Annotated in this window: 25 protein-coding genes; 2 read left to right on the top strand and 23 right to left on the bottom strand. The window is 57.1% G+C overall.

What is annotated here, in order from left to right; genetic code table 11:
* Positions 1-120 precede the first annotated feature (120 nt).
* Positions 121-1536: a hypothetical protein gene (locus AB5Y89_RS12725; protein ID WP_368223927.1), complete on the top strand. Its 1416-nt coding sequence runs from the start codon at positions 121-123 to the stop codon at positions 1534-1536.
* A 56-nt stretch (positions 1537-1592) separates the two neighbouring features.
* On the opposite strand, the gene AB5Y89_RS12720 is transcribed toward AB5Y89_RS12725, so the two are convergent.
* The 21 genes from AB5Y89_RS12720 to AB5Y89_RS12620 all read right to left on the bottom strand — a co-directional run bounded on the left by AB5Y89_RS12720 (position 1593) and on the right by AB5Y89_RS12620 (position 16706).
* Positions 1593-2342 carry a hypothetical protein gene (locus AB5Y89_RS12720; protein WP_368223925.1) on the bottom strand — a complete coding sequence of 250 codons (750 nt, stop codon included), beginning with the start codon at positions 2340-2342 and terminating at the stop codon, positions 1593-1595.
* Positions 2342-2770 (bottom strand): hypothetical protein, encoded by a 429-nt coding sequence (locus AB5Y89_RS12715; RefSeq protein WP_368223924.1) that lies wholly within the window; start codon positions 2768-2770, stop codon positions 2342-2344. Before AB5Y89_RS12715 ends, AB5Y89_RS12720 begins: the two co-directional genes overlap by 1 nt.
* Positions 2767-3180: a gp436 family protein gene (locus AB5Y89_RS12710; protein ID WP_368223922.1), complete on the bottom strand. Its 414-nt coding sequence runs from the start codon at positions 3178-3180 to the stop codon at positions 2767-2769. Before AB5Y89_RS12710 ends, AB5Y89_RS12715 begins: the two co-directional genes overlap by 4 nt.
* Before the next feature lies 1 nt (position 3181).
* A complete protein-coding gene (locus AB5Y89_RS12705; RefSeq protein WP_368223921.1) occupies positions 3182-3664 on the bottom strand; it encodes a Rho termination factor N-terminal domain-containing protein in 483 nt (160 codons plus the stop codon).
* Positions 3665-3768: 104 nt separating this feature from the next.
* Positions 3769-4677 carry a Mu-like prophage major head subunit gpT family protein gene (locus AB5Y89_RS12700; protein ID WP_368223919.1) on the bottom strand — a complete coding sequence of 303 codons (909 nt, stop codon included), beginning with the start codon at positions 4675-4677 and terminating at the stop codon, positions 3769-3771.
* A 54-nt stretch (positions 4678-4731) separates the two neighbouring features.
* A complete protein-coding gene (locus tag AB5Y89_RS12695) occupies positions 4732-5934 on the bottom strand; it encodes a phage protease (protein ID WP_368223917.1) in 1203 nt (400 codons plus the stop codon).
* A gap of 32 nt (positions 5935-5966) precedes the next feature.
* Positions 5967-7028, bottom strand: coding sequence for an LPO_1073/Vpar_1526 family protein (locus AB5Y89_RS12690; RefSeq protein ID WP_368223916.1), 1062 nt, complete (start codon positions 7026-7028; stop codon positions 5967-5969).
* Positions 7018-7209, bottom strand: coding sequence for a hypothetical protein (locus AB5Y89_RS12685; RefSeq protein ID WP_368223915.1), 192 nt, complete (start codon positions 7207-7209; stop codon positions 7018-7020). Before AB5Y89_RS12685 ends, AB5Y89_RS12690 begins: the two co-directional genes overlap by 11 nt.
* A gap of 318 nt (positions 7210-7527) precedes the next feature.
* Positions 7528-8874 (bottom strand): DUF6161 domain-containing protein, encoded by a 1347-nt coding sequence (locus AB5Y89_RS12680; protein ID WP_368223914.1) that lies wholly within the window; start codon positions 8872-8874, stop codon positions 7528-7530.
* Positions 8875-8936: 62 nt separating this feature from the next.
* Positions 8937-9377: a phage virion morphogenesis protein gene (locus AB5Y89_RS12675; protein WP_368223913.1), complete on the bottom strand. Its 441-nt coding sequence runs from the start codon at positions 9375-9377 to the stop codon at positions 8937-8939.
* Complete coding sequence (locus AB5Y89_RS12670) at positions 9377-9577, bottom strand: hypothetical protein (RefSeq protein ID WP_010674009.1); 201 nt, start codon at positions 9575-9577, stop codon at positions 9377-9379. The genes AB5Y89_RS12675 and AB5Y89_RS12670 overlap by 1 nt, the downstream gene beginning before the upstream one ends.
* Positions 9574-11049, bottom strand: coding sequence for a phage minor head protein (locus tag AB5Y89_RS12665; RefSeq protein WP_368223911.1), 1476 nt, complete (start codon positions 11047-11049; stop codon positions 9574-9576). The genes AB5Y89_RS12670 and AB5Y89_RS12665 overlap by 4 nt, the downstream gene beginning before the upstream one ends.
* Positions 11049-12620 (bottom strand): DUF935 domain-containing protein, encoded by a 1572-nt coding sequence (locus tag AB5Y89_RS12660; RefSeq protein ID WP_368223910.1) that lies wholly within the window; start codon positions 12618-12620, stop codon positions 11049-11051. Before AB5Y89_RS12660 ends, AB5Y89_RS12665 begins: the two co-directional genes overlap by 1 nt.
* Complete coding sequence (locus tag AB5Y89_RS12655) at positions 12620-14179, bottom strand: hypothetical protein (RefSeq protein WP_368223908.1); 1560 nt, start codon at positions 14177-14179, stop codon at positions 12620-12622. Before AB5Y89_RS12655 ends, AB5Y89_RS12660 begins: the two co-directional genes overlap by 1 nt.
* Positions 14179-14754, bottom strand: a complete 576-nt coding sequence (locus AB5Y89_RS12650; RefSeq protein WP_368223907.1) for a DUF3486 family protein — start codon at positions 14752-14754, stop codon at positions 14179-14181. Before AB5Y89_RS12650 ends, AB5Y89_RS12655 begins: the two co-directional genes overlap by 1 nt.
* 12 nt (positions 14755-14766) lie before the next feature.
* Complete coding sequence (locus AB5Y89_RS12645; RefSeq protein ID WP_010674005.1) at positions 14767-15063, bottom strand: hypothetical protein; 297 nt, start codon at positions 15061-15063, stop codon at positions 14767-14769.
* The gene (locus tag AB5Y89_RS12640) at positions 15060-15362 is read right to left on the bottom strand and encodes a DUF2730 family protein (protein ID WP_081332095.1); all 303 of its coding nucleotides are present in this window, start codon (positions 15360-15362) and stop codon (positions 15060-15062) included. Before AB5Y89_RS12640 ends, AB5Y89_RS12645 begins: the two co-directional genes overlap by 4 nt.
* Entirely contained in the window at positions 15343-15570 is a 228-nt protein-coding gene (locus tag AB5Y89_RS12635) for a TraR/DksA C4-type zinc finger protein (RefSeq protein ID WP_042074576.1), read from the bottom strand. Before AB5Y89_RS12635 ends, AB5Y89_RS12640 begins: the two co-directional genes overlap by 20 nt.
* 26 nt (positions 15571-15596) lie before the next feature.
* Positions 15597-15818: a hypothetical protein gene (locus AB5Y89_RS12630; protein WP_368223906.1), complete on the bottom strand. Its 222-nt coding sequence runs from the start codon at positions 15816-15818 to the stop codon at positions 15597-15599.
* Entirely contained in the window at positions 15811-16122 is a 312-nt protein-coding gene (locus tag AB5Y89_RS12625; protein ID WP_336593112.1) for a hypothetical protein, read from the bottom strand. Before AB5Y89_RS12625 ends, AB5Y89_RS12630 begins: the two co-directional genes overlap by 8 nt.
* On the bottom strand, positions 16119-16706 hold the full coding sequence (locus tag AB5Y89_RS12620; protein ID WP_368223904.1) for a glycoside hydrolase family 108 protein: 588 nt from the start codon (positions 16704-16706) through the stop codon (positions 16119-16121). The genes AB5Y89_RS12625 and AB5Y89_RS12620 overlap by 4 nt, the downstream gene beginning before the upstream one ends.
* A 218-nt stretch (positions 16707-16924) precedes the next feature.
* Between AB5Y89_RS12620 and AB5Y89_RS12615 the strand changes: the two genes are divergently transcribed.
* Entirely contained in the window at positions 16925-17839 is a 915-nt protein-coding gene (locus AB5Y89_RS12615) for a hypothetical protein (RefSeq protein WP_368223903.1), read from the top strand.
* 58 nt (positions 17840-17897) lie between these two features.
* On the opposite strand, the gene AB5Y89_RS12610 is transcribed toward AB5Y89_RS12615, so the two are convergent.
* Positions 17898-18326, bottom strand: coding sequence for a Mor transcription activator family protein (locus AB5Y89_RS12610; protein WP_368223901.1), 429 nt, complete (start codon positions 18324-18326; stop codon positions 17898-17900).
* The gene (locus tag AB5Y89_RS12605; RefSeq protein WP_368223899.1) at positions 18319-18900 is read right to left on the bottom strand and encodes a gp16 family protein; all 582 of its coding nucleotides are present in this window, start codon (positions 18898-18900) and stop codon (positions 18319-18321) included. The genes AB5Y89_RS12610 and AB5Y89_RS12605 overlap by 8 nt, the downstream gene beginning before the upstream one ends.
* Positions 18901-18986 lie beyond the last annotated feature (86 nt).

Raw genomic sequence — 18986 nt, 5'->3', positions numbered from 1 at the left:
GCCACTGAACGTTCAACTACGCTGCACGAATAGAATCTCTTGTTCTAGTATCCATATTGGAAATGTGACATACATTGAAAAACTTACGACATAATTTAATTCTATATTGCAGAGGGAAAAATGCTAGCACCCACAATCATCGCAAGCCAAACACAAGTTGCAGAGCGGGTAGACCAGTTTACAGTAGCACTCGTTACCTACCTTGATGAACTCGGGCTTCCAACTCAAAATGTTCTCGTACCCACTGCTGAGCGACAACGTGTTATTGCCAACTTACCTGATGTCATATCACTAATCGACCATGCAAAACGCGGAGAAGCGCTCTACCTATCTAAGTTCATTGCTGCATGTGGTGCTGGATTATTTGATGCTGCTTTGAATTTTGCTTGGGACGAAACAGTTGTCCACCTCAGAAGAAAGGTTGCACGGTTCGACCTTGAATACTTTTATGACAGTGTAGTTACGGATCCATCTCGTAGATCCAAGCTACGAGATGAAAGTGACTTATCAAAGATTGAGGAATGGGAGCTTGTCCGTGGCTGTCATCTAACAGGGATTCTTTCCGACATTGGATACAGACATCTCGACTACATTAGAGATATGCGGAACTGGGCTAGCGCTGCTCACCCAAACCAAAATGAGCTAAGTGGATTGCAAATCATCTCATGGCTTGAAACATGTATTAGAGAAGTCATAGCCAGAGAACCCGAAGCTGCGGCCATTGAAGTTAAGCGATTTTTGAATAGCATTAGAACTTCAGATCTTTCCGAAGCAGATGCTCAGCATATTCGTACAGGGATGGAGCATCTTCCAGCAGATATCATTAGGTCATTACTCAGGACATTGTTTGGTATGTATACCGCTGACAATGCAGCTGTCCGGGTGAGAAATAATATTAGGCTAATTTCCCATAAGTGTTGGGCTCTTGCCCCAGAAGATGCAAAATATGAATGTGGCCTTCGCTTCTCCACATTCGCCTCAAACGGTGAAGTTGTACGGCGTGCGGCTGCCCATGAGTTTCTAACTGGAACTGAAGGTCTTGGATATCTCCCACCTGACACTCTTGCTGTAGAAATGGCAGAGCGAGTTACTGCTTTGTACAACGCCCATAATGCTTTCAACAACTTCTACAACGAGCCTGCACATGCCAAGAGCCTGCTCGCTTATGTCCCAGCAACGGGACGCATCCCAGAAGCTGTGAGGCGAAGTTATGTCAAAACATTAGTAATGACCAGGATTGGTAATGGTTATGGTGTATCTGGTGTAGCGATCCCCCACTACGATGCCATGATCAGCCGCTTTACGGAGGAAGAGTTAAAGGAAGTTGTCAAACTTCCTACAGATCGGGAGTTTGCTGCTCGGCTCACTTTACGATCATGTGCTCCAAGCTACAGAGGGTTAGTCCAAGGATTGGTTCCACTAACAACCAATCAAATTACTCTCACCGCTATGAATACAATAATCCAGATGACGGACCAACAATTACCGAATGTCGGAAGAGATAGTGCGTTCCTGAGAATCATAAATTCATATTAGTGTTTCATTCTCAGTTGATAGAAACGGCGGGGCTCCCCGCCGTTTCTTATCCCCCCCTACACCGTCTCCGGCCGATCCACATAGAAAGGCGCATCCTCGCCATCCAGAGCCAGCAGCTCCCCTTCCAGTTCGATCTCGATGGGCTTGTCGCTTAGGAAGTCCACCGCCTTCTTGGGGGCCAGGCTGGCGCGGGGCACCGTCAGCAGAATGGCCTCACCGCCAATCACGCTGCGCCCATCCAGGATCAGTTTCGCCTTCACCTCCGGCTGCACGTTGCCGGCGATACGGGTGCCGGTGACGGCGTTATAGCTGGCGCTGACGGTCACGGGCCCGCCATCTGCCACCGCCCCCGCCTTGGTAGCTCGCAGCAACCCCAGGGCATAGTTGATCTCGAAGTCGGTACCGAGCACCAGCGGCGTGGCCCCTTCATTCACCACCAGGCCGGTGGCCGAGAGGTTGGTCTTGCCCAGGCTCACCCACTTGGGGTGGGCAGGCAGGGTCAGCGCCACGTCGGTGAGCGTGCCCGCCCCCTGGTTGATGGCGCTCTCCAGCCCCATAAAGGCGGCTGCCAGCAGCACCGGCGGGATCTCGCTGGTCTTGATATTGATGGTGGCGGGCTTGGGCACGAAGTAGGTCTCCCGCGCCTGGCCCAGCTTGCCCTTGCGCTTGCTCGGGATGCTGATCTTGTCGCTGTCGGGTTTAACCTCCAGGCTGTTGACGTCCACCGGGCCAATCACCCCGTTCGAGACGTTGTTGGTGAAGGTCTCGATAAAGAGATCCCCTTCCAGGTGCAGTGTTTCGCTCATCAGCGTTCTCCTTTGAATTTCACGGTCACATTGAAGGCGAGCGGCAGAAATGCCACCCCGCCCTGGTAACTCGGTCGGGCAGGACTCGCCGCCCGACTGAACACGCTGCTCTCATAGGGCCGACCCGCCACGGCCTGCAGGATGCGTCCCATCCACACCCCGGCGCTCGGCTGGTTCGGGGTGGCACGGTGCACCAGCAGCACCAGCCAGAGCTGCTCGAAGTGGCTCACCCGCCCGGACTGGCTACCCTCCAGCGGCCGCTCCCCCTGGTAGAGGATGTGGATGGCCGGATGAACCTGCGCCAGGTTGGTGGCAGCCGCCATGTCGGTGGCCACAAACACCTCCTTGAGCCCCTCGGCTTTCAAGGGCAGCAGTAGCTCGCGCAGCCGCTCCCCTGCCGCCAAGTAATCGAGTCCCTGCTCGCTCATAGGAAGCCCCCACTGCCCCGCCCAAACACCCGGCCATCGGACTGCAACTGGGCCAGATTCTGGCTCTCCAACTGCTCGCCATCGGCCGCCAGCCCCAGCGCCAGCTCCCCCTTGCCCACCGATTTGAGGAAGGCCAGAGCCGCCTCATTGCGCTTGGCTATCTGCTCCGGCGCCTGCTCGTCATAGAGGCGGTGGCGGGCAATGTCGGCGCAGATGGGGACCAGGGCGCTCGGGACATGGGCCAGCGGCAGCGGGTATCGCCCCGCCAGGTAGCCGTCGATCAGGGCGCAGGCGTCCTGCAGGGCGACGGTGATCGCCGCTTCATCCAGCTCGCCGGCCGGGGTCATGGCCAGGCGCAACAACTCCGCCTCGCCAAAGCGGGTCACCATGTCGTTGACGCTGGCGTACATATCAGGCGTCCTCGGCCACGGGGTCGGCAGGCGGCTCAGTGGTGACGCCAGCCTCGTCCTTGACCGGGTATTGCACCTCGGTCGCCGCAATGGCAGCCACCAGCTCGGCCTTCTTCATGCCGGCGGCCCCCTGGATCGCCATCTCCACGGCCAGTTCACGCAGCTCATCGACCTTCATCTCGGCCAACGGGGTGACCTTGCCATCCAGGGTGGCGACGCCCGCCAGATAGCCCGAGCCAGTCAGGCCGCCCACTGCTGCGTCCAGATCCCCGTTCGTCTGCGGTGCATCAGCAGTCGCAGGGGCGATGTCTTGACCCAGGCGGGTGACCACCAGGCGCGGATCGGCCTCCAGGGTCTCGCACTGCACAGGCGACACAGCCAGCTCAGACTTGCCAGGTGCAATCGCCAGGCCCGCGCGAAAATAGACCTGACGAACCGTTGATGTGATGCCAACGCGAATAGCCTGTTCCATCTCGTGTTCCATCTCATGTTTCCCTCTGTCTCGTTCAATCCAGGATCCGGTTTAAACGGGGGTTAAACGCCCACACTGCGCTCGCTTCACCCCGCCGTTAAACAACTCGGTGTCGCTTACAGGTAGTCAGCCACCACCAGCTCCAGCTTGCCCTTGAGCTCGTTGCTGGAACTGCTTTCCAGCTCGCGCTCCAGCATCTTGGTCGCCAACTTCTCAAGCGACGCTGGCACCACCAGCAGGGTCGGCTTGATGCCGAGCTTGCGGCCACCGTCCGCCTGGAACTCCCGCATCCGGCTGTAGGCATCCCACAGGTTGTCGGGGGTCAGTGCCCGCCTGTTGGCGAACGCCAGTTGCCAGAAGCCAAAGCCAGCGGCATCGCGGCAGTCCACCCCGTAACGGAACTCCTTGCGGGTGAACACCGCCTCGTCGTCGATCTTGGTCATGGCGATGAGCTCGGGGGACTTGCGATCCTGGAAGATGATCGGCTTGAGGGCGCGGCTGGTATCGAGCAGGAACCAGGGCTCGCCGGTATAGGCGCCATCCACCACCAGGTTGGCAACCAGCGCCGGGGTGCCGGTGCCATCGACCTTGGGGTAGACCGGGTGATCGGTATCGAAGAAATACTGGGCGTCGTAGCAGGGGGTGGTGAAACCGGCTCCCAGCAAACCGAAACAGAGCTCGTCGGGATGTACCCCGGCCGAGCGCCCCATCTCGGCGAACAGCGGGGCATAGATGCCCAGCTCGTCGTCCGCGATATCGTTGCGATCGACGGCCACGGTGGCTTCGAAGTCTTCGTTGACGATCTGGTAACCGTGGGTCTTCATCGACTCAATCACCCGATCCCCGACCCACTTGCGCAAGCTCGGGAACTTGCCGAGCCAGCCATAGGTGTTGGACTTGGTGGTCGACTTGATCACGGTGGCGATCTTGGTGTACTGGGTCGGCGCCTCGCTCTTGGCGTCTTCAAAGTTCTTCTTGAAGCCGGTGAAGAGGGACTGCAGCAGCGCGGGTGTAATCATGGCCATGGTCTATTCCTTCTCTGGTTAAACAGAACTGCCTTCGTGTGAAACGGGGCTTGCTCAGGCCTTGGCCTTGGCAAAGTCCTCGTGGCTGATGCCGAGATGGTCGGCGGCGTACTTGTCCTCGGCCGAGAGCACGGCCTCCCCCTTCTTCTCCGGCAGGGTGACGGCGGCGGTCTGGCTCGCCGTGAGCGCGGCGATGGCCGGGCGCGGCTCCAGCAGCGCCTTGAGGGCGGCCACCCCCTTCTGGGCGGCGTAGGCGGTGAGGTATTCCTCTTCGGCCGCCACCACCTTGCCTGCGGTACGGGCCTCCTTGATGAGGGTCGCGGCGTCGGTGGTGTCCACCTGGGCGGTCAATGCCGCCACCTGGGTGACCAGGGCGTTGTAGGTCGCCACCGGCACGTATTGCGCCAGGTCAACCTGGGCACCTTGTTGTACTGACGTCGTCTGTGCCTTGAGGGCGGCCAGAGCGGTCTTCTCGGCCGAGAGCGCCGCCTCCAGCTCCGGCGCCTTCTTGGCGCTGGCCTGCAGGCTGTCGAAGGCCGCCAGAGCGGCGGTACCCTGCTCGGTGGTAAGCTGACCATCGGCCCCCAGCTGAATGCCGAGTTTGCCGAGCAGCGCGATCAAGTGCTCGTTCATGGTTTTCTCCTTTTGTGCCGCTTGGGCGGGGGTGGCCAACGGGCCGGTGTGGGTAGGCAACGCACTCAGGGCCGCCAGTGCCTGCATGCCCACCACCCCGGGATCGTTGGTGATGGCGGTCATGCGCAGCTCCAGGGGGCGGCCCTCGGTGTCATAGGGGAATACTGCGGACAGGAAGCGATACTCTTTGGCTGCGACCAGGGCGGCGGCCCGTTCGGTCCAGCGGGGTTTGATAAAGAGACCTTGGCCCTCGCGCCACTCGATTTCGTCGCCGTTGTACCAACCGGCCGCCGGGGCGGGCTGGCCGTTCTGGTCGGTCTTGAGGGTCTGATGGTCGTAGTCGATAAGGATGTCTTGGCCGAGCGCCTTGGCCCGGTTGATCAGGGTGGTGGCGATAGTTTTGTCGAGCTGCCAGTGGCCACCAGGCACATCAAAGGGGCGACCATCACGGGCCTTGAAGGGGCCGACCGGCAGCAGCTGGTGCCAGCCATCGCTTTGAGGGCTTAATTGCGCATCGAGCACCGCCAGCCGCTCCCCGCTTGCGGGGTGGGTATGGAGAATGGCCACGGGGGGCGCTGCATATGGGGGCTTGGATATGTTCATGCCGCCATAGTGCGGCGGCATGAAAGGGGATGGGGTTTATGGTGGGTTAATACTTAGTTTTTTAACCACAGTTCTAATGAAAGATGCTTCCCTGTTTTTCGTAACAAATTAGCCTGTGCGATAGCAACACCGACCGGGGTGATATTGATGTGAGAGATCAAAGAGTTGTCCCACTTTGAAAAAAGATCTGCTATCGAGGGTCGATATTTAATTAGATGCGCCTTAGCCTCTTCACCATTCATTGTATTACTTAACAGCAGCGCACTTAATTTATCCCTAACATCCATTGATACTCCATCCCTATCGCACGCATTCAACAATGAGTTTTTGTTCAATGCTGCCAACTGTAAAGAAAGTGGTAATTCATGATGCCCGATGAAATATTCATCAGAAATGCCAGTATCTTTTTTGAATTGATTCACTTCATCAGGTGATAGTCCCTTAGAAAAAACGGCTGCATATCGCTCCCTGTACGAGTTGTATAACTGCGGCACCCTTCCCGTAAATTCAATTGTCGCCACACCTAAATATGCAAGATGCTCATACATAGAATTGGGGCAATCTAAAACAGAGATAAATGGCAATACATTTAAATCAATATGCGTTAAGAACGAATTGAAATTATTTATCTCATTATCCATCAGCCTGCATATAACAAAGCTGAGTGTTAAAACGTCCATCTGTTCAGATGTTAATTTTGATATTATGTTTATTGCTTCATCCAGAACTATTTGATGGATCCCTCGTTCTTCACTTTCGCATCTTTGCACCATAAAATTCAAAAGAATATTTTTTTGCTTCTCATCCCCAGTAATAGCATACTGTTTCTGTGCCGAGTAGAGTGAGTTTTGAATAGAGGGCTCATTCATTCTGTCTAACAATGAAGCATTAGTTGACTGCAGTTTTACCAAGAACTCATCAATAAACCTTTCAACTCGAGCCAATGCAACCTGAGCTGCATTTTCTGACAGTTTAATAAAGTTTTGACTGTATACATCAATAGCAATATCTTTAGCATCACGCACAGATATCCCTTGGAATATATTTATTTCCTTTGCCTGATAATTTGTGCTATTAGAACCAGCCTCTTGCCGTTGATTATGGTCATTTATCATTGTCTTTATGCTCCACAGTAATCGAGGTGCCAGCTTGGTAATTATTGCTGTTATCACCCGACTTTTGTGACTGCTTGAGCTGGTTACCTGAACGCATAAAAACACCCACCAAAATAGTTATAATTACGCCGCCGATACCGCTAAAAAGCCACTCTTTATTGGTGATAATCCAATCCAGCATGAAAGACTCCCTATCTGTTCTCTGCTCTCTTAAGGTCATGTGCATAGCTTCTAAGGTGAGGTTTAGCTGCACTCTCTGGAGACAAGCCTCTTAACTCAGTTCTACGCTGTGAACCATCAGGTAGGGTGATAATAAGTTTGTCCCCAACAACGATGTAGCTAGCGTTGAACTCTATCCCATCAACGACTACAGAAATGGTGTCTTGCATACTACCTCCGGTCAGAGCATGAGTATGGCTGTTTAATGGTGTTTAAATGGCCATAAAACGCCGTCAAACCATGTACCCCATCCTCTGGGATGGGGCTGTAATCCAAACAGCTATACCTTCGCCTTGTCTGCTAGTGATTTCACTATGATATCAACAGGACTGTTAAATGAGGTTTCGGCAATCATCCCGGTCTGAGAAGTGCGGAACAGAGCCTCTAATGCCAGATGACGATCTTGGTCAGACTTCAGCTTGCCTTCGTTTAGCAGGGCCAGATAGGTTTTGACCATGGTGACGCGTTCTGCCGCCTCAAGACTGAGATGGGAATAGGTATTGAACTGACGTAATGCAACCCTAATCATTACTGCCATCAATGTTACCACTAGAGCCGCACCAGTTGCATTGAGCACCAAATGCTCCATTCCTACACCGCCCCCAACAACGCTCCCTATATTATTAGATATTCCGGCTGTTCTATCTATATTCTCATTTCCTGCTTTGGCTAATTGCATCGAGAGGCCAACGATTCCACCTTCCGTATAGTATTTCACCAACAATAAAAATGTTAATGCTATCGAACCTACTATGCCACATATGAACCAAACAAATGCACTTATGCTGTTACTCAACTTCTTTTTTGTCCAGTAACTAACTGAAGCATCGAGGTCAACCTGCTCATGATATGCAGTGGCAGCCAGTTTAACATCCTTGCGAGCATTATCCAGTTTTTCTTTAGCATTTTGTCCAACACGGTTAATTGCTCGCAATATACGCAAGGTTAATCGCTTATATTTGTTTTTGGTATCCTCATACAACTCATTCTGTTGCTGTAAAACAGCATCAAATTTTCCGTTGTACTCATTTACAGACTGGACTAATTGAGTTTCTACAGATGTGAGCGTCATCATTAATTGCTCAATTCTTTTCTTTATTGATTCTTCATGTGCATTTTGCGAATGAACACCCATGTTGCTTTTAAATAACAAAACTAAATTTATAGCTGTTGCATTCTGTGAGCTAAATGCAATAAGCATATTGTGATAATGAGAACCAGAGCCATAGTAATTCACAAAGCCATCAAATTTTAAATCACAGATACTTAGCAAGGCAAACGAAGCAATAACCGGCCCATAGTTATTACGAATGTCTTCAATAAATTGCCCTTCAGGTGTAAATGAATATATTGGTAACCATGTACTGCTTTTTTCAATCAACGTTTCTATATGCGCTTCAAGATCTTCAAAGTTTGGATCCCAAAATAAATGGTCAATACATAATTGTTTGGCAATTCTGTAAATGTCTATTTGGGGTGAATATGCATTTACACTAAGCCAACGCCAAAAACCTATCTCACTCTCAAGAAAGTTCCTGTATTGCTCAATCGAAGAAAATATTTTATCTGTTCTTCCATTACCTAACGGTATTGAAATTCCACTATTCACAACTTGTTCGCTCATCATGCACCAGCCTCAATCGAATTCTGGATATGATGACATTGACTCTAACTAAATCTCAATCCTTTTCAATCAGTTATGAGATATCCCTCCAGCGTCTCCAGCACGCTCTGCTGGTCTGCTGCCGACAGCCCCAGATAGGGGCGCTCGGGCAGATTGCTCTCGGGGCGGCCGAACTGGTGAGCGGCGCCATATTCGAGCGGGGTGCCAAAGTAGAGGGCCTGGGGATCGGCCTGATAGTTGAGGGTGTCGCGCAGATCGTCGTTGAGACGCAGCACCTCGTCGGCATGGCGCGGTTTGCGGGCGCGGTACTTGTCCGAGAGCGGGGCCCAGTGCTCCCCTTCCGGGGTCTCCTGCACATCCCAGCGATCCCGGTGGGAGAGCGCCAGCCCCTCGCCGATATCCGCCAGAGGCTCGCTCAAGTCGCCGGTGCGCTGATAGAGCCGGGCCAGCAGCTCATGGGCATCAACCACCCCGTGGTGGCTGATGGCGATAAAGCTGCCCGCCATCAGACGTCATCCTCGAAGGTGGTCATAAAGTGCAGGGCCTCCTCATCGGCCGCAGCCATGGCGGCAGCCCAGAGATCCCCCAGCAGGTCGGCCTCTTCACCTTCGGCTTGTTCGCACAAGGCATCCAGCGCCTTGGCCTGTGCCAGGGTAAAGGGGCCATCTTCTGCCAGCAGGGCGCTGGCTTGCTCCAACAGGGTCATCCTTTCTCTCCTTTGCGGCTGGCGGTCGTGGCCTGGGCCAGCATGGCCTCCACCCGTTTGGCCAACTCGGGGAAATGCGCCACCATGGCATCCCTCGCCAAGACCCAGGCGGCAAACGCCTCGGCGGCGGCTTCCATCCTGGTCTTGCCGGCATACTCCGTCAGCAGCCCCACTCCCGTCAGGTCAGGCTCCCCGGCCCAGAAGTGAACCTGGTGGCCCAGCTCGTGCAACCAGGTTGAGAGCCGCTGGGCTGACTCTCCCTGCTTGCCGCCGACGTTGGCGGAGATGCTCCAGTGACGGCGCAGGGTCTCGCCGCTGGTCCCCCTTGGCTGCCACTGGCGGGGCCCGGTGTTGGCATGGGCATCGGTCACCACCTCGGCCGCTGCCGCTTGCACCGCCTGCATATCCACCGCTTTGAGTGTATCACCGGCCTTGACCTTGATAACCAGATGGCCCCAGCTTTTGGCCGTAAAGCCGTTGGTCGCGCTGGCCCGCCGCGTGTAATAGAGGGAGCGCACCAGGTAAGGGTCTGTGCCCAGGTACTCGGCAATAGCCGGCGCAACCTTGAGCCCTGCTGCTCCCTTGCCCATCTCGGTCTGCTTGATAAACAGGGTCTTGATTGGGTGCGCCTTGAGGAAGGCCGCCAAGGGCTCGCGCTGGGGGGCGGGAAGCTGGGCCAGCAGATCGCTGACCCCCTGCGCCGTCACCCCCTTGGCCGTCGAAAAGGCGCTCTCCACCAACCGCTGCGGCAAGCGCTCGGCCAGCGCGGGTTTCGCCGCCTCCCGCTTGGCCATCGCCTCGGTCAGGGCTGCAGGCGTCTTTGGCCGGTAATCGAAACCCGGATCGATGCCACGGGGGATCCGGTGTATCTCCCCGGTCGCCTTGTCCACCCACTCATAATTGCCGTCATCCGGTGCCTGGCCCACCGTCAGCCCCCGCCGCTTGAGATCCGCCTCGGAGAGCAGGAACTTCTTGCACTTGCAGCCATAGCCGTTGCTGGGGCTGTGAGTATCCCACCAGGGATGGTCCACCGGCAGCACCAGGTTGTTCCACTTGAGGTGCAGCTCCCTGGGGTGCTCGGAATCGCCGTGACGATAGAGCGCATAGGGGCGCTTGTGCTTGATGCGCTCAATCTGGTCATCACGCCCGGCGTTGTAGCTCTGGCGCAGGTTGGTCTCGAAAATGACGCGAGAGCGCCAGGATGCCGGGCCGGTATGCTCCCAACCGTGGCGAGCCACGACCTCCTTGAACTCCTTCTGAAAGGCCCCGATGGATTGCCCTTCGCTTATCGCCTTGTCCACCGCCCCGCGCAGGTCCGCCAGCAAGTCCGTCTTGGTCGCCCCCGCCACCATAAAGGCGCGGTTATGGGCATCCCGCCACACATCGGCCCAACGCTCGCTCGGCATATTCAGCTTCTGGCGAAAGAAGGCGATCGCCTCCTCGAACGGCAGACTGCCGTAACGAACGGGCATCAGTTGCCCTCCTCCATCTCCAGCATGCCGAGCAGTTCGCTGGCTGCAATGGCCTGGGCCAGCAGCGCCCCCAGCTCGTCATGACTGAGGTTGGGCTCCAGCGCCAGCAAGCCATCCCGGATCTCCTCCAGGGTGGTGGACTGCATCACCAGTGCCTGGACGGCGTCGGTCATGCCGGCGAGCAAAGGGGCCACCTCGGCCTGCAGGCGGGCAAGCTGGGCGTCATTGTTATCACCCTGGACAGGGGGCTTAGCCGCCAGCGCCGCCAATCCCTGCGCCCTGAGAGCCGCCTCCCCGACCCCTGCCTGCTTGTCGACGATGACCAGCACCTCTTCCCCTTCCTTGGGTGCCGGGATCTGCAGCTTGTCCCGCACCCACTGCGCCGGGATCTGCATCCCCATGCCCACCAGGGCCCGCAGCGGATAGGCCAGATCGCGCATGTCCTCGGGCTCGGTCACGTCAAACTCCAGGCGCGGGCAGCGGCGCGGCCCCTGGAAGCTCTTGCCGTTCAGGGCAAACAGCGGATAGACCAGATCCCGGGTCAGGGTCGCGGCGAGCTGGCGAAGGTCTGCATCCCGTACCTCCTGGCGCACCTCGTTGTGGACGTTGCCGAGCGCATGGGTCGAGCTCTTGCCGTCGGCCTGGCTGGTCAAGGTTCCCCCCAGGATGGCCTTGCTCATGGAGCGCTCACACCAGTCCATCATCACCACGAAGGGATCGGCCTGACCGTTGGCCGCATTCTGGAACTCGATCTCCATCCCCCGGGGGATGATGCCGCCGGCGTTATGGCCGATGGAGAGCACCGCCTGCAGCAAGGTGGATTTTTCCTTCTCGGTGGCCCCTTCCGGGTATTTACCCAGACGCACCGGCAGGCCATAGATCTCCAGAAACTCGGCGAGATCCCGCACGCTGTAGTTCTTGAACAGGAAGGGCCAGACCAGGGTGCGGATAAGGCCGGTGCGGGCGAGATACCCCGACTTCGACTTGGCCTTGTGCATGACCCAGCCGAACGGATTGAGGGCCGCCCCCTCCTTGCTGCCGTCCCGCAGTCGCAACTGGTTCCAGTCATCCGGGTGGGTCTGGAACCAGGCGGGATCGCGCCAGACGATGCCCTTGGGGAGCTGCAGTCCCTCCACCATTTCCCAGCCACTGAACTCCTGGGCACTGAATCCCTTGAGCACCGCATCGGTGGCGTCAAAGATGGCATCATCCAACCAGGTGAAGTCCTCCAAGAGTTCCCGGATCATCTCGCAGTCGCGCTGCTCGGCGGGGGTGGCATTGCGGGGCGGCTCTATGGTCCAGCTCACCCCGAGCAGGGACCGGCGCCGTTTGCCGAGCTCGCTCTGCAGATGGGCATCCTTCTCTTCCATGTCTTCGGCCAGCTCGCACTGGGCGATGAGGCTCCCCTCCTCCGCCTCTTTGAGCGCAGCGGCCGCCTTGCCCGGGGTGAGCCCCACCGTGGGGTGTTCGCTGTAGTGACGGCGCAGTTGGGCCAGCTTGGCGTCGTTTTCGGTTTGCGGCTCTTTCTGCAGGCGCAGCGAGTTGCCATGAATGTCGATGAGTCCGGCCATTACCAACCCCCTCTCTCATATCGGTGATAGTCGTCGTTGCGCTCTGAATCGTGTTTACCAGGTAAGGGGGTGAACTCGATGGCGCCCCCCTCCATCCAGCTGGCCCGCACGGCCATGGCCAAGGCCACGGCAAAGTCGCCGTGGCGCTGCTGGCCGCCCTGGCCGGTGTTCTTGCCCTTGTCGATCTTGGGAATGCCGTTGATGACCTGGATTTTGCCGAGGTCGTCCTGCACGTCTGCATGGCGCGGGATCACCAGGTTGTCGTCCTCGAACTCGGCCTTGAGCTTGGGCATCCACTCCCGGTACCAGGGGTCACTGAGCATCACGCACTCGATCATGCTGGCGCCCCAGCGCAGCCGAGCAGCTTCTGCCAGATAACCGCCGTTACCGGTGGCATCGAAGGCGGCCGCCGTGAAGCGGTGTAGCCCCTGCAGCAGGTAGAACAGGATCTGGCGCTGGGTCTCATAGGGAGCGTTGACCAGTTCCACCACGAAGGGCACGGTCTTGCGCAGGCTGGTCGCGATGGATAGCGGAACAAACACCGAGAGATCCCCCTTGCGGGCGAAGTCCTCCCCCAGTACATGACGGCAATTGCGATCGAGCGCTTCCAGGCAGGGCTTGAGATTCTCCTCACACCAGATCTCCGCCACCGCCTTGCGGGTCTCCTCGCTTTGCAGCTCGAAGTCCTTGGGGGTGGTGAAGCGCAGGATGGGGATATCCGGCTGCATGGCCCGCTCGATCAGGGTTCGCTTGATATAGACGCCGCTGCTCTGCTTGGGCACGCAGAAATACTCCTCCAGCGCATCCTCTTCGGTGGCGGTGTCTTTGAGGAGGCCCTCCTTCCAGGCATCCTCTGCCTCTTGGGACCAGGACATACCTTTGACCTGGCAGATGCGGCGATAGAGCCCTTGGCGGCAGGCGTCATCGAGTGTGATGGTGTGGATGGAGTAGCGTTTCTTGCCCGCCCGGCTGTCGTTGATAAGCTGGTTAAACAGGTTATCGACGCCATTATGGGTACTGATAAGGCGTACCTTGGCCCCCCACATGGTCAGCGCCAGCGCGGCTTTCAGCACCTCGGCGAGCCGGTCGTGGAACGCCGCCTCGTCGATGGTGACATTGCCCTGCATCCCCCGCAGGTTGGAGGGGTTGCTGGAGAGGGCCTGCACCTTGAAGCCCGAAGCGAAATAGACCACGAAGGTGAGGATTGCCTTGTCCTCGTCGTCGGTGAACACCTCCTCCTGGATCTCACCGGCAGCCTTATTGAATGCCTTGGCCCACATGGCCACCGCATCGATAAACTCCCGGGCCATCTCCTTGTTGCTGCCCACATAAAAGTGGTGGCAACCGCCAGCTGGCTTGGATTTGGAAGCGGTAAGCGTGGCGTCGGCCGCCTCCGCCCAGGTGATCCCGGTACGACGGCTCTTCTCGGCGATCTTGAGCGGGCTCTCGTCAGCTATCCAAATCTTCTGGTAGGGCAGCAGCACCTCGTCGGGGCTGTATTCAGTACCGAGGGTCTGGGCCAACTGCTGGGCGATAGGGGTCTGTGCGATCGTGGTCATCAGACAATCCCCAGGATTTCGCGCCGTATCTCGGCGGCGGCTTCACCGCTCAAGCCCGCCTGGGTGACGATGGCCTCCGTCTTGGCGGCCACCTCCTCGGCAAAGGCCTGGCGGATCTCTTTCTCCCGCTTGTGGCTCTGCATGGCCGTGGATTCGAGGCGCTGGGCAGCCAACATGGCGTTTTTCAGCATGTCGATATCCACCGCCTCCTCCGGGTTCTGCACCTGGGCCAGCATCGCCTTGAACAACTGGGAGCGGCCGAGTTCCAGGATGAGCTTGGTGGTCTCCCCCATCGGCTTGTCACCGAGCTGGGAAGTCAGTGCCGCCGTGGTCTCCCGCAAATCCCGCAGGTGCTGGCCCACCTGCTCCACCTGGCTCGCGTGGCGGCTGAGCCCAGAGCGGGAGAGCTTGAGATCATCGGGCAGCCCAGCCCCCTCGATAAGGCCATTGATCTCGTCCAGGATGGCGGCCTGGCTGTTGGCCTTGTCGCGCAGCATCTCGTTGAGGGCGTTGCGGATAGCTTCGGGCAGCAGCCACACCTTGCTGGCCCGGCCCCGGGTCGGTTTCTCGGCCATGGTCATCCTCCCTCAATCTTCGGCACGGGGCTTCTTGACGCCAGGCACGCTGGATCGCCCTTCGGCCACGTCCTGGCCACGGCCGGTCAGATGGGCCACCTGCACCTGGGCCAATTTCTCGATGCGCACCAGCCCCTGCTCATCCAGCCAGGCCAGCAGGGTCTTGACCCGATCCCGGGACACCCGGCCGGTACCCAGCTGGTCGAGGCAGTCATTCAGGATCGATTCGTTGGCCGCCCCGCCGATATCGAGCAAGGATCGCAAGATCACCAGGCGTTGCTGGGCGTCCAATATTCCTTGAATGCTCATGGTCTCTCCTTGAGTTCATTTTCCAGCAGCAGGTCGGCGAGCCGGCGAGCCTGGCGCAGCTCCGGCGCCAGTGCCCGCAGCTCGCCGCGCAATTCGCTTATCTCCAGTTGCAGGGTGTGCAGCTCCTTCTCGGTCGGCAGATCCGAGAGTTGCTGCTCGACCCTGGCCACCCTGGCGGCCAGGCCGGTGACATCCTCACGCTTGGCATAGGTCTTGGAGAGCAGGATGATGACAATCAACCCCACCAGACTGGCCAGGGCGTACAGGGGCCCCCAGTTCTTAACGATGAAATCCCACACGGATTGCCTCCTTGCGCTCGAATAGGGTCTGGCACTCGATGCAACGCGGCGCATCGGGTTCGGCATGCAGCCGTGCAATCGGGATGGGCTCATCACAATCGCAGCAGATGCCATCGCCACGGGGTTTGGGCCTTGCCCGGTGGGCGTCAATAAGGCGCCCGGTCCGCTCGGCGTCGAGCTGCTGGGCGCGGTCTATGGGGTCGCTCAAGGGTGTCTCCTGCCTTACTTGATGGCTTATTTGATGACGTGGGTCGCCTTGAGGCGCCCCCAGATGGCCAGCAGGCCGCCGACGGCACTGGCCAGATCCACGGCGGTGGAGACCAGGCTGGCTTGGGTACCGGTATCGATCGACACGCCGAACAGGCCGGCGATACCGGCCCCCACGGCGATGACGCCCCCGATGACGGCGCGGCTCCTGAGCGCAGGTTTTGCTTGGGGTAACAGGGAATCAGGCATGATGGGCTTCCTTAGGTTGGGTTGGGGTAAGACGGGCACGGGCCCGCAGGCGATCCAGCTCGCCCACCGACCGCCAGCCCTGCTCGTACAGGGATTGGCGAGTGGCGTGATGGCTGTAGAGCGGGATCGTCTCCAGGTCCATGGAGGCGGGTTCGGCCAGATAGGCCTTCAGATGGGCGCGGCGCCCATCCTTGAAGCAGGCGAGGTAACGGGGGTTCTTGAGTTCGGGGATGCCGAAATAGCCGGCGGCCTGGATCCCCTGCAACGCCTGGCGGCGCTTGTTGATGAGGCTGGGTTTGCTCATGCAGCCCCCTCACCGAACCGGGTCGAGAGCAGGTAGCTCTGCAGGCGAAGCAGGCGGTTGATCCAGCCATGGGCATTGGCCCACTGGCTCGGGTCTTTGCGCACGATGCCGAGCATGAAGCCGGCGCGGATCTCAAGCAGCGTGAGCAGCAGGGCCCGACCACCGTCCCGCCCCGTCTTGGCGGCCAGCACCCGCAAGGTTTGCGAGCCCAGCACACCATCGACCATGACGCCGAGCGCCTGCTGCAACTGGCGCACCGAGCGACCAGGGCCGTGATGCACGGCCCCATCGAACAGGGCGATGGCAATCAGCGGGCAGACGCTATCAACCCTGTCGCAACGGGCTGGCAGCCAGTAGTTCGCGCGGTAAAACAGCTGGGCGTGGGCAGGGGTCGCATCGCCGACGGCAATATCCGGCCTGCCATCGCGATCGAGATCGAGCATGCCGTCTTTCTTGCCGTCGGCGGCATCGGCCATGCCGAACTTGGTGTGGCCGCCACGGTCGGCCGGGTGGTTGACCTCGCCCCCTTCCACATCAGGACGGAGCAACCAGGCAAGCGCTATGGGGTAGGTATCAGGCAACATAAAAGGCCCCTCGATTAACTGCGTTATCGCAGCGTACCGAGGGGCCTTAATGGCAGGGGTTTATGGTAGGTTAGTGGGAATAATTCCTTATATCTCCGCATTTGATACATAACCCCTAGAATATGTAGCTTTATGGGGCCAAATGAATGTGATAGCGTCCCATACATGTCGACATGACTAGATAAACATAAAAACACACTGTTAATCAGGGAGTTATCGTGGATTGGAATGTTTTTTTTAGTACTATCAGTCAGACCTCAGGTGCTATCGTCGGCATCTTTGCCGCTTTTTTAATTACCAAAATTGTATCTAATCAGTCTGAATTTGCTAAATTGAAAAATGAAGCTACTCATCACTTAATAGATTCAGAATCAGCCGCTGCGGAGACTAATGTTCGATATTTCAAGTGGTATAATGAACGCACAAGAGAAGAGGCGTTGAATGAGATTACGGACAATTTTTGGGAAACTGAAGAGCTTCCATCTTTAGATAATTGTATATCAAAGTACAATTTCTCTCCATTTGAAAACTGTGAAGAAGTAAAGCTAGCGATGGCTAATAAAGTAGCCGAACTTTCGGGAAAATTAGAAGCGAAGAAGCAAGCAGAAGAATCTCAACGGTCTGCTGCATTTCGTATTGGTTTAGCGTTTGAACATCAGAGAACGGTAAATCTCTCGATTCTTACATCCCCAGAATTACGAGCAAATCTGAACGAGGAACGGGAAGCCATTGACCAATTAGTGGTAAAGATAGAGCGTCAAGCCAAGAGAAATCATGCGTTGAATGCCGAGCTGAAAGGAGGGGCTGATTCCGTGAATCTAGTGAGTTTTTCTATTTTCGCTGTACTCATGCTGTTTTATGCCGGTGTTATATATCCATTAAGCTTTCTACCTTGGGATCAAAAACAAGAACTATCGCTCTCTTTTTCAGCCTTTTGGGATATCCTATTTTCTCTGCAAGGCTTCATGTTGGTTTTGATATCAGTGACTTTTTCAACACTGATGATTGTTTTCCTAATAATTAACTGGAGACTAAGGCATAGCGTCGAAGTGATTGCACGTATCACATACTATAGCGACGTTGCCAATTACTCTCCGTATTTATCTAACTACATTAAAAACAAAGCCAATTGAATTATTAATAGTAAAAGCCCCGCTGTAACGGGGCTTTTACGTTCTGTGAATTAGTTCACTATTGATGCCCAAACAAGTCAGGCTGATGGCGGCGCCGTGTCAGCTGCCGCTGTTCTGCCACCACCGCATAGGTCTGGGGCACCGAGAGCCCGTGCTTGCGTGCCAGCTGGTCGATGTTGCGGCCGTTGAACTCATCCCAGATGGCCCGGTCGCGCAGCGCGGCCTTGAGATGATCGCCGGTGGGGATGTAGTAGGCACGGCCCCCCATATAGTGAGCCTGCACCAATGCCAGCTTGCGGGCCTGGGCCAAGGCCTTATTTGCCGCCATCCCGCCGCGCCCCAGCTCACAGGCGAGCACATCGACCAGCTCGGCCAGCGCCTTGGGCCATTTGGCAGTCAGCTCGGCCACAGGGATCTGATCCAACCGGTCCACCAACTGACCCAGTGACTCATGATCGTCGGCAAACAAGTCCAAGTTCTTATCCATGCTGTATCTCCTCAAACGCCCCGAGAACGGCCTGATAGCCTGCCACCCGCCCGGTCTTCTCATTGATGGGGACAGTTTTCTTGGCCGCCTGCAGCGCCTTGACCATCTCCCGCTTATGCCAGTGCTTGAGGGACTCCAGCACCGAATAAGCCAACACCTCACTGAGCCAAGCCACCTCGGCCACACCCACCCCGTTGTTTATCCGCACCGTCTGACGCTCCACATAGTGATTGAGCGCCGTCTCGCTGCCATCACGCAGCAGGCCATGGCGGTGCATAGTGATCCAGATAGCCCGGATCACCCCTATCTCGGCCGTCTTGACCGGCGTGCCACGAACAGGGCTTAAACGCTTCTGTTTTCCCCCCTTTACCGAGCGTTTAACCGTCGGTTTAAACCCTGCCCCCTTCATGGCCTGCAGCACCTTGTCCAGCTCCTGGATCGTCAGTGCTGCCGCAGAGCGTTTGCCACTCTGCTGGGCCAGCAGCTCCCGATAGGTTTCGTCATCCAGCCCCAGGGAGCGGCGGCCCACCTGCACCAGCCGGATCAAGCGGGTGCGTTCATTGCTTGCTGTCATGACTTCTCCCCACTTTTGCCACCCAGATTTGACCGGCAGGCACATCGTTTCCATTGCGCCACTCAGGGCAATGACTATCGAGCCAC

Origin of the sequence: Aeromonas sp. s4, from assembly GCF_040907855.1 — a bacterium.
Classification (GTDB): Bacteria; Pseudomonadota; Gammaproteobacteria; order Enterobacterales; family Aeromonadaceae; genus Aeromonas; species Aeromonas caviae.
This window is presented reverse-complemented; position numbering and strand designations above follow the sequence as displayed.

Excerpts from the sequence above, each read along its gene's own strand:
- AB5Y89_RS12725 (WP_368223927.1), top strand. The coding sequence starts at position 121 with ATGCTAGCACCCACAATCATCGCAAGCCAAACACAAGTTGCAGAGCGG.
- AB5Y89_RS12720 (WP_368223925.1), bottom strand. The coding sequence starts at position 2,342 with ATGAGCGAAACACTGCACCTGGAAGGGGATCTCTTTATCGAGACCTTC.
- AB5Y89_RS12715 (WP_368223924.1), bottom strand. The coding sequence starts at position 2,770 with ATGAGCGAGCAGGGACTCGATTACTTGGCGGCAGGGGAGCGGCTGCGC.
- AB5Y89_RS12710 (WP_368223922.1), bottom strand. The coding sequence starts at position 3,180 with ATGTACGCCAGCGTCAACGACATGGTGACCCGCTTTGGCGAGGCGGAG.
- AB5Y89_RS12705 (WP_368223921.1), bottom strand. The coding sequence starts at position 3,664 with ATGGAACACGAGATGGAACAGGCTATTCGCGTTGGCATCACATCAACG.
- AB5Y89_RS12700 (WP_368223919.1), bottom strand. The coding sequence starts at position 4,677 with ATGGCCATGATTACACCCGCGCTGCTGCAGTCCCTCTTCACCGGCTTC.
- AB5Y89_RS12695 (WP_368223917.1), bottom strand. The coding sequence starts at position 5,934 with ATGCCGCCGCACTATGGCGGCATGAACATATCCAAGCCCCCATATGCA.
- AB5Y89_RS12690 (WP_368223916.1), bottom strand. The coding sequence starts at position 7,028 with ATGATAAATGACCATAATCAACGGCAAGAGGCTGGTTCTAATAGCACA.
- AB5Y89_RS12685 (WP_368223915.1), bottom strand. The coding sequence starts at position 7,209 with ATGCTGGATTGGATTATCACCAATAAAGAGTGGCTTTTTAGCGGTATC.
- AB5Y89_RS12680 (WP_368223914.1), bottom strand. The coding sequence starts at position 8,874 with ATGATGAGCGAACAAGTTGTGAATAGTGGAATTTCAATACCGTTAGGT.
- AB5Y89_RS12675 (WP_368223913.1), bottom strand. The coding sequence starts at position 9,377 with ATGGCGGGCAGCTTTATCGCCATCAGCCACCACGGGGTGGTTGATGCC.
- AB5Y89_RS12670 (WP_010674009.1), bottom strand. The coding sequence starts at position 9,577 with ATGACCCTGTTGGAGCAAGCCAGCGCCCTGCTGGCAGAAGATGGCCCC.
- AB5Y89_RS12665 (WP_368223911.1), bottom strand. The coding sequence starts at position 11,049 with ATGCCCGTTCGTTACGGCAGTCTGCCGTTCGAGGAGGCGATCGCCTTC.
- AB5Y89_RS12660 (WP_368223910.1), bottom strand. The coding sequence starts at position 12,620 with ATGGCCGGACTCATCGACATTCATGGCAACTCGCTGCGCCTGCAGAAA.
- AB5Y89_RS12655 (WP_368223908.1), bottom strand. The coding sequence starts at position 14,179 with ATGACCACGATCGCACAGACCCCTATCGCCCAGCAGTTGGCCCAGACC.
- AB5Y89_RS12650 (WP_368223907.1), bottom strand. The coding sequence starts at position 14,754 with ATGGCCGAGAAACCGACCCGGGGCCGGGCCAGCAAGGTGTGGCTGCTG.
- AB5Y89_RS12645 (WP_010674005.1), bottom strand. The coding sequence starts at position 15,063 with ATGAGCATTCAAGGAATATTGGACGCCCAGCAACGCCTGGTGATCTTG.
- AB5Y89_RS12630 (WP_368223906.1), bottom strand. The coding sequence starts at position 15,818 with ATGCCTGATTCCCTGTTACCCCAAGCAAAACCTGCGCTCAGGAGCCGC.
- AB5Y89_RS12625 (WP_336593112.1), bottom strand. The coding sequence starts at position 16,122 with ATGAGCAAACCCAGCCTCATCAACAAGCGCCGCCAGGCGTTGCAGGGG.
- AB5Y89_RS12620 (WP_368223904.1), bottom strand. The coding sequence starts at position 16,706 with ATGTTGCCTGATACCTACCCCATAGCGCTTGCCTGGTTGCTCCGTCCT.
- AB5Y89_RS12610 (WP_368223901.1), bottom strand. The coding sequence starts at position 18,326 with ATGGATAAGAACTTGGACTTGTTTGCCGACGATCATGAGTCACTGGGT.
- AB5Y89_RS12605 (WP_368223899.1), bottom strand. The coding sequence starts at position 18,900 with ATGACAGCAAGCAATGAACGCACCCGCTTGATCCGGCTGGTGCAGGTG.